Raw genomic sequence first — 7,780 nt, 5'->3', positions numbered from 1 at the left:
GAAGATTTCCACGGTTTTCATGACAGGCTTTCCCGAACCGGATGTGGATGAATTGCCGCCTCGCACCACATCCCAAAAGCCTCCCCGACAAGGGTCCCCCGGTCTCATCTAAGAAGCGCGGAGCCGTTGGCGGACGAAGCGGGCATAAGCCGCAGAGCTCTTCCCCTTGACGACTTCTTCCAGACGTTCCAGAGGGATTTCCGCTCGAGCCGCCGCCCGGTGACCCCCGGCGCTTCCCCAGGGGCCGAAAGCTTTTTGAACCGTCCGACCGGCGTTTTTGCGATAGCCGTCATTGCGGACGACAACCACCAAGAGCTTGTCCACCACGGCGCTGACGATGCTCCAGGAGATGTCATGGACTTTGAGGAGAAAATCGGCCAGGATGACCAAAATGTCTGCGGAAGGAACTTTGGGCAGATGCGTGTAGATGCGATCCTTCACCACGGTCTTGTTTTTGATGGCATCGCAAAAATAGTTCAAATCCTTGAGGGACAGATCCGAGATTTCGATCTTGCGCAGGATGCCTTGGTAGACTTTATCATAAAGGTAATGGAACGCTCGCACGTCCTCTTCGCGGCTTTGGCGCTCAAAGTTCTGCGTGTCCGTCTTGATCCCGTAAATGAGCGCCGTGGCGAGGGCTCGGGACGGTTTGATCTTGGCCGCGATGAGGTATTCCGTCAAAATGGTGGATGTGGCCCCGTAGTCGGGTCGGATATCCAAAAAAGGGATATTGGGCAGGGCCGTGACGGGATGGTGGTCGATGACGAGCGAATAGGGAATTTTCTGAAAAAACTCGTTATGGGCGGGTTGGCCGTCCACGAGGAAAAATCGGTTGAATTCATCAAGGTTTTTGTCTTTGAGAGGGACAAGAGGAAGTTTGAGCAGGCGGACCATGGTGAGGTTGTTGAGCCGCCGGATGGGGCGGACGATGCCCACGGTGGTGGAATAGACATGACGCCACAGGAGCCTTTTGAGGGCAAAGGCCGCCGCGATGGAATCCGGGTCGGGATCGATGGTGATGAGCACGCGGTCTTTGGTATGCACCAGATTGTAGAGGCGGCTGAGGGCTTCCTTTCTGGAGCGCGGCCGAAGGGACGTGGGACATGTCGTGGAGGGAGGCAGCTTATAGGGCGCCATGGGAGCGATGCCGACCTGCACGTGAGGGTGGATGAAAAAAGGGGTGGATGGACCACCCCTTGGATTGGCGTGGAGCGGGAAACGGGATTCGAACCCGCGACTTCGACCTTGGCAAGGTCGCACTCTACCGCTGAGTTATTCCCGCTCAGCTCAGGGGCGTATTTACCCAAGAATTGGGGTGCCGTCAAGGGAAAATTTCTCCTTGCGTCCGATAATATATATTATGTCAACCTGCAAAACGAGGCGGCGCCATGACCACCGGAATTCTCTACCACCCCAGCTTCAGTCGCCGAAGTTACCTCACTCAGGGGTCACGACTCCAAGATTTCCCCCAAGCGCTGGAACCCCTCCTCAAAGACCCCCGATTTGTCCTCATGGAATCCCCACCCATCGACGAGGACTGGATCCTTAAGGTCCATACCCGGGAACTCTTGGAGGGGGTCTATCGCGACACACTCTGTTCCACAGCATGGCACTCCGCCGGCGGTGTGGTCTTGGGTGCAGAAAAGATCGCCTCTGGAGAAATCCAAAACGCTTTTGCCTTTATCGGCGCCGGAGGCCATCACAGCGGCCGCGATTTTTTCGGGGGCTACTGCTGCTTCAACGATGTGGTCTTGGCCATCACCGTCCTCAGAGAGCGCCACGGCCTTCGTCGCTTCGCCATCTTGGATACCGACGCCCATCACGGGGACGGCACCCGGGACTTGGTCCGCCATGACCCGGATGTGCTCCATGTGTGTCTGTGCTATAGCACATACGAGTCCCCCGACGGCACCAAGGTGGATGTCCCCGTGCCGGGTGGATCTTCGTTGTGGCGTCCCTTTTCCTGGCGGGATGACGGCACCACCGGGCAGCCTTCGGCAACGGACGTGGACCGCCGTTATTACGAAGTGGCCCGTGAGGCGTTCTATGACCGCTGTGTGCGGTTTCATCCCGAACTGATTTTCTGGTACTTCGGCTTTGACACACACCGTGGGGACTACGGCGACATCGGCCTGACCCGCAAGGCCTATCTGCTCATCGCCCACATGATGAAAGACCTCGCGGAAAAAGTCTGCGAGGGCCGTCTGGAGGTGGTTTTGGGTGGCGGGTCGAGGAGCGATATCGCCCGGATGTGCATTCCCCCGATCATTGCCGTTTTGGGAGGCTTACCATGAGCGGGCCGATCCCCCCGAAGACTTTGGCGAAGACCTTGGCGACCATCGCCTGCACCCTCCCCCACGAATACGGTCTTTTCTGGGATGAGGACGGCACCATGCCATGGAAGGAGTTCTATTGGGCTCTTCAAGAAGATCCCCGGCTGCGGTTCGTGCGGGAATCGACCCTCAAGGAGCTGACGCTTTTGGGCTACCCCCTCCCCTTCGCCCTGGATGGATCCCGCCTGAGACTTCGCGAAAGATCCCCCGAAACCATCTACGACCCGGTCGGTGAACCGCCGCCACGCCTTTTCACCGCGATCCGCAGACGACACCTCCCCGGGGTGCGAGCCCAAGGTCTTCGGGCTCTCCACCGATCCTACGTGCCCCTATGGACGGACCCCCACACGGCAGAGCGCATGGCAAAACGCCGGAATCCCGACTTCGTGATTCTGGAGATTCGCGCCCGAGACGCCAGCGCCTCCGGAACGATGTTTTTCCTCGCAGGACGGGATCTCTATCTCACGAAGTTCGTGGATGTGAGACACGTGGTTTTTCCGAAAACCCCTCTCGAAGACGACGACGAACCCTCACGCCGACCAAGCCGTGTCTCAAGACCCGAGGAGCAGGAGAACATTCATGCGGCCCCCGGATCGTTTCCCGTGGCCCCTCGGCACATCCAGAAGGTTTTTCCGAACTGGGCTTCCGAGACGGAACCGGCCAAGGGGGGATCAGGAAAGAGAGGCAAAAAGGAGGGAAACTGGAAGCGGGAAGCGCGAAAGGAACGGCGGAAACGCGAAATCTAATCAGCGGCTGACTCCACCCCCAAGATATGCGGTCTGCACTTGGGGATTGGTCAAGAGCTTCGAGGCGTCGTCCTCCAAAACGATGCGCCCCACTTCCATCACATAGCCTCTGTGGGCCAGTTTGAGTGCGGCTCGGGCGTTTTGTTCCACCAAAACCACTGTGACACCGGAGGCATTGATGGTCCTGATGGTTTCAAAGATGGTTTTGACGAGCAGCGGTGCCAAGCCGAGGCTGGGTTCATCGAGAAGCAGGATCCGGGGTTGACTCATGAGCCCCCTGGCGATGGCCAGCATTTGCTGCTCCCCCCCACTCAAGGTCCCCGCGAGCTGATGGCGCCGTTCTGCAAGAATGGGAAACAGTTCATAGATCCACTGGAGGGTTTGGTGTATCCGCCGGCCATCCGACTGGGTGAAAGCGCCGAGGTTCAGGTTTTCCTGGACGGTCAGGGTGCCAAACACACGTCGTCCTTCCGGCACATGAGCGACACCCCGCCGGACCACCTCGTGGGGTGGCAGTTTGTGCAAAGGGGTGTCTTCGAGGAAAATCGCCCCGGCGGACGGCTTAACCAACCCGCTGATGGTCAGCAAGGTCGTCGATTTCCCCGCGCCGTTGGCCCCGAGAATCGTCACGATCTCCCCCGATCTCACCGTGAGATGAATCCCGTGGAGAACCTCGATGTTGCCGTACTTGACGCGTAAATCCGTGAGCCGGAGCATCTCAGTCCTCTTCCGTCCCTAAGTAAGCTTCGATGACTCGGGGATCGGCCTTAATTTCGGCAGGTGTTCCCTCGGCGATCTTCGACCCGTACTCTAAAACCACAATCTTCTCGCACACTCGCATGACCAAGCTCATGTCATGTTCGATGAGCAGCACCGTGATGCCCTGGGCCTGGATCTTTCGGATGAGTTCGATCAGGGCAGCCGTTTCTTGTTCGTTCATTCCCCCTGCCGGTTCGTCCAGGATGAGCAGTTGAGGTTCGGTGGCCAGGGCGCGGGCGACCTCCAGGAGTCTTTGGTTGCCATAGGAGAGGTTCCTGGCATGCTGCAGAGCGCTCTTGTCAAGCCCCACAAAAGCAAGGGCATGCATGGCCTGGCGGAGCGCCGCGCTTTCTTCCCGTCGGTGGCGTCGTAAACCCAGCATGGCCGACAGAGCCCCGGAGCGCATCCGGCAGTGGCATCCCGCCAGCACATTTTCCAAGACGGTCAGGTTCTGAAAAAGGCGGATGGTTTGGAAAGTCCGGCCGATCCCCAGGGCGATGATCCGATGCGTGCGCAAGCCCAGGATCGAACTGTTCTTGAAAAGGATTTCTCCTTGGTCCGGCCGATAGATGCCGGTGATCAAGTTGAAGACCGTGGTTTTTCCCGCGCCGTTCGGTCCGATGAGACCCACGATGCTTCCGGCGTCCACGTCGAAGGAGACGTTGTGGACAGCCGTGAGGCCCCCAAAGGATTTGGTCAAACGCCGCAGGCGGAGCAGGCTCATGCCGATCACTCCCCCGCGGACTCTGCAGGCAAGGAATACCGGCGGGGCCGCGCGGGCAGAATGCCGCCGGTTCGGAAAATCATCATGGCGATCATGGCGGCCCCAAAGACCATCATCCGCGCATTGGTAAAACCTCGGAAGACTTCAGGCAGCCCGATGATGAGAAACGCCCCTAAGAGGACGCCCGGGATGCTTCCCGAGCCCCCCAGGATGATGAGGGTGAACATGACCACAGATTCCCAGAAGCTGAAGGATTCCGGGGCAATAATGGTCATTTTGGCGGCATAGATGGTGCCCACCATTCCGGCCCACGCCGCACCCAAAACAAAGGCCATCAGCTTGTAGTGGGCCGTATCGATGCCGCTGCCTTCGGCGGCTGTTTCATCTTCCCGAAGGTAATTCAACGCCCTCCCGAATCGGGAATTTTCCAAGCGGTGAAACAAAAAGACCGTCAGCGCGACGAACGCCCAAATGAGATAGAAAAACTCCTGGGGTTTTCGGATCACCCACCCGAACAGGTTGGGGCGGGCGATGCCAAAAATGCCGTTCGCACCTCCCGTGATGCCGAAAACGTTGTTGATGAGGGCGATCCGCACGATCTCTCCCACACCGATGGTGACAATGCACAGGTAATCGCCCCGGAGATGGATGATGGGGCGGGCAACGATCACGGCGAACAGTCCGGACGTCAGCCCACACAACGGCATGAGGGCGAGGATGGGAATGTGGTAACGGGTGTTGAGGATGGCGGCGGTGTAGGCCCCTACGGCGTAGAAGGCGGCGTGTCCAAGGTTGAAAAGGCCCGCATGGCCGACGATGAGATTCAAGCTGAGACCCAGCGCCGCGTAGAGGCCGATGCTGTTGAGCACATCGGTCCAGTAGGCGTTAAGGAACTGAGGGCAGACGGCCAAGACGACAGCCGTCACTCCATAAATCAGGGAGCGTCTTTCGATCATACTTTTTCCGCGACCCGTTCGCCGAGCAGTCCCGTTGGACGGACAATGAGGATGAAGATCAGGACCCCGAAAGCGATTGCATCCTTCCAGGCGACGGAAAGATAGGCGGCTCCGAGGGCTTCGATTACCCCGAGGAGGATCCCGCCCACCATGGCTCCAGGGATGTTGCCGATACCTCCCAAGATGGCCGCCGTAAAGGCTTTCAGGCCATAGACCCAGCCCATGGTGAAATTGATTTGGCCGTAGTGGAGCCCCACCATGAGTCCTGCGGCACCGCCCAGAGCCGGCCCGATGAGAAACACCAGGAGGATCACCCGGTTGACGTCTATGCCCATAAGGCGGGCCGCATCTTGGTCAATGGCCGCCGCCCGGATGGCCGTCCCGATCTTTGTCCGCTGAATGAAAATGTACAGCGCCACCATCATCACCAGGGATGAACCCAAGATGAGGACCCGGACCAAGGGGACGTAAAGCCCGAAAAGGCCGATGGCCGTTTTGGGCAAAATGCCTTGGGGATACACCTGAAACCGTGCGCCGTAGATGAGCATGAGGGTGTTGGAAAAGAAGATGGAAGCTCCGAGTGCGGAAACGACGGCGGACAGTCTCGGCGAGTGCCGTAAGGGCCGGTACGCCACCCGCTCAAGGAGGGCTCCCACCAGGGCCACAAGCCCCATGACCATCAAAGCGAGAACGGCGATGCCTGCGGCGGGGCCCAGCCGATCCGTCAAGGCCATGGACGTCAACAGCGTCAGGCCCAGGTACGATCCAATGGTGAACAAGTCCCCATGGGCAAAGTTGATGAGTTTGAGGACCCCGTAGACCATGGTGTAGCCCAAGGCGATCAGGGCGTAAATCCCGCCGACGGCGAGTCCGTTGGTGAGCTGTTGCAGGAATTCTTCCATGGGGTCAGCGCTTCAGCGGCGATCATGCCGACAATGGCCGAATGGGTGCAGGAGCGCCTCGACCCGAGGTCTCCTCGTCTCCGTCGCTCCTGCAAACAAAGGCGGGAACTCCACTGTCACGGCTGCAAAATGAAATTGCCTTCGGCGTCCACTTTGTAAACGCGGTACACCTCTCCAACACGATCGCCCTTGTCATTGAAGGCGATCTTCCCCGTCAATCCCGGAAAATCTTTCAGATCTTTATGCAGATAGGCGGCCAGCTTCTCCGGATCCGTGGACTGCGTCGCCGCAATGGCCTTCGTGATCACACGGAAACCGTCCCCGGCCAAGACGGCGTAAATGGAGTTGGGGGTGTGCCCGTATTTTTTCTTGAATTCCTCAAGAAACGCCTTGGCTTCCGCAGACGGAAGATCTTTGGGCAAAGGAGCGCTTAGGAAATAGAAACCTTGGGCGGCATCTTTACCGGCGATCTTGACCAAATCCGGGTTGTTCGTGGCATCCCCGCCGATAAAGGGCACGGCCCAATTCATTTCTTTCTTCTGCCTAAGGAGCAGGCCGGCTTCCGGATAGTAGCCCGTGAAGAAAACCACGTCGGGGTTGGCGCCCTTGAGCTTCGTCAGGATGGCCGTATAGTCCCGTTCCCCTGGAGTCAGCGCATCGAAGAAGACGATTTTGATGCCTTTTCCCTCGAGCAGTCCCTTGGCTTCGTCCGCAAGTCCCTTGGCGTAGGTGGTGTTGTCATGGAGGATGGCAACATTTTTGAATCCGAGCTTTTCAATGGTTTGGACAGCCACGCGCCCTTGCTCATCGTCCCGAGGACACGTGCGGAAAAAGGTTTTCAGCCCCTTTTCCGAAAGCCGAATGGCGGTCGAGCCGTTGGCAATCTGGATGATCTTGGATTCGTTGTAGATGTTTTGCGTGGCTTCGGTCACCGAAGATCCGTAGGTCCCGATGACGGCCACAATCCCCTGGGTCGCCAGACGCTGGGCCGCCAGAGCCGCTGTTCTGGGATCCCCACCGTCGTCATCGGCGATGACTTCCACTTTTTTCCCCAAAACACCCCCCTTGGCGTTCAAGTCTGCGGCGAGGAGGTCCAAAACCTGCTTCATCTCCTGCCCTTCGCTGGCCCACGAACCGGTCATGGGTCCCATGAGACCGATTTTGATCGTGTCGGCTGCCGCCGAAAGCGCACCACCTGCCAACAGACACAGCGCCGCTAATCCAACGAGCACTCTCTTCATGGGTACCTCCCTCCTTCGAAATCCTTGCCAAGACCCATCGCCTCTCACCCCTTCGATCCTCCGCAATGCAAAAGTGTGCGGAAGATATCAAAAAAAATGAATGGCTGTCAACTTGACAA

The 7,780-nt window shown here is 58.4% G+C and carries 9 protein-coding genes and 1 tRNA gene (1 of these 10 running past the window's edge); 2 read left to right on the top strand and 8 right to left on the bottom strand.

The features are described from left to right. The 3 genes from rnhA to ACZ5K9_RS15565 form a co-directional block, all read right to left on the bottom strand. On the bottom strand, positions 1–21 hold the start of the coding sequence (gene rnhA, locus ACZ5K9_RS15575) for a ribonuclease HI (RefSeq protein WP_464272238.1). Its footprint begins 408 nt before the window's first position; 21 of the gene's 429 nt are visible here — the first part of the coding sequence; the start codon lies at positions 19–21; its stop codon lies off the left edge, out of view. 87 nt (positions 22–108) lie between these two features. Beyond that, on the bottom strand, positions 109–1,137 hold the full coding sequence (locus ACZ5K9_RS15570; protein WP_464272237.1) for a DHH family phosphoesterase: 1,029 nt from the start codon (positions 1,135–1,137) through the stop codon (positions 109–111). 70 nt (positions 1,138–1,207) lie between these two features. Beyond that, positions 1,208–1,282, bottom strand: a tRNA-Gly gene (locus tag ACZ5K9_RS15565). Between the two features lie 106 nt (positions 1,283–1,388). On the opposite strand from ACZ5K9_RS15565, the gene ACZ5K9_RS15560 reads away from it, so the two are divergent. Further along, positions 1,389–2,294, top strand: a complete 906-nt coding sequence (locus ACZ5K9_RS15560; RefSeq protein WP_464272236.1) for an arginase family protein — start codon at positions 1,389–1,391, stop codon at positions 2,292–2,294. Beyond that, on the top strand, positions 2,291–3,079 hold the full coding sequence (locus ACZ5K9_RS15555; RefSeq protein WP_464272235.1) for an RNA 2'-phosphotransferase family protein: 789 nt from the start codon (positions 2,291–2,293) through the stop codon (positions 3,077–3,079). The genes ACZ5K9_RS15560 and ACZ5K9_RS15555 overlap by 4 nt, the downstream gene beginning before the upstream one ends. Here the strand turns inward: ACZ5K9_RS15555 and ACZ5K9_RS15550 are convergent, their stop codons facing one another. The 5 genes from ACZ5K9_RS15550 to ACZ5K9_RS15530 form a co-directional block, all read right to left on the bottom strand. Then, complete coding sequence (locus tag ACZ5K9_RS15550) at positions 3,080–3,796, bottom strand: ABC transporter ATP-binding protein (protein ID WP_464272234.1); 717 nt, start codon at positions 3,794–3,796, stop codon at positions 3,080–3,082. It abuts the gene before it with no gap. Position 3,797: 1 nt separating this feature from the next. Continuing rightward, a complete protein-coding gene (locus ACZ5K9_RS15545) occupies positions 3,798–4,562 on the bottom strand; it encodes an ABC transporter ATP-binding protein (protein ID WP_464272233.1) in 765 nt (254 codons plus the stop codon). Positions 4,563–4,567: 5 nt separating this feature from the next. Continuing rightward, the gene (locus ACZ5K9_RS15540; RefSeq protein WP_464272232.1) at positions 4,568–5,518 is read right to left on the bottom strand and encodes a branched-chain amino acid ABC transporter permease; all 951 of its coding nucleotides are present in this window, start codon (positions 5,516–5,518) and stop codon (positions 4,568–4,570) included. Continuing rightward, entirely contained in the window at positions 5,515–6,420 is a 906-nt protein-coding gene (locus ACZ5K9_RS15535) for a branched-chain amino acid ABC transporter permease (protein ID WP_464272231.1), read from the bottom strand. Before ACZ5K9_RS15535 ends, ACZ5K9_RS15540 begins: the two co-directional genes overlap by 4 nt. A 116-nt stretch (positions 6,421–6,536) precedes the next feature. Continuing rightward, entirely contained in the window at positions 6,537–7,661 is a 1,125-nt protein-coding gene (locus ACZ5K9_RS15530) for a branched-chain amino acid ABC transporter substrate-binding protein (protein ID WP_464272230.1), read from the bottom strand. Positions 7,662–7,780: the final 119 nt, after the last annotated feature.

This window comes from Desulfosoma profundi, assembly GCF_055387865.1.
Note: the sequence above shows the minus strand (reverse complement) of the source record. Positions and strands in the feature narration are given on the sequence as shown.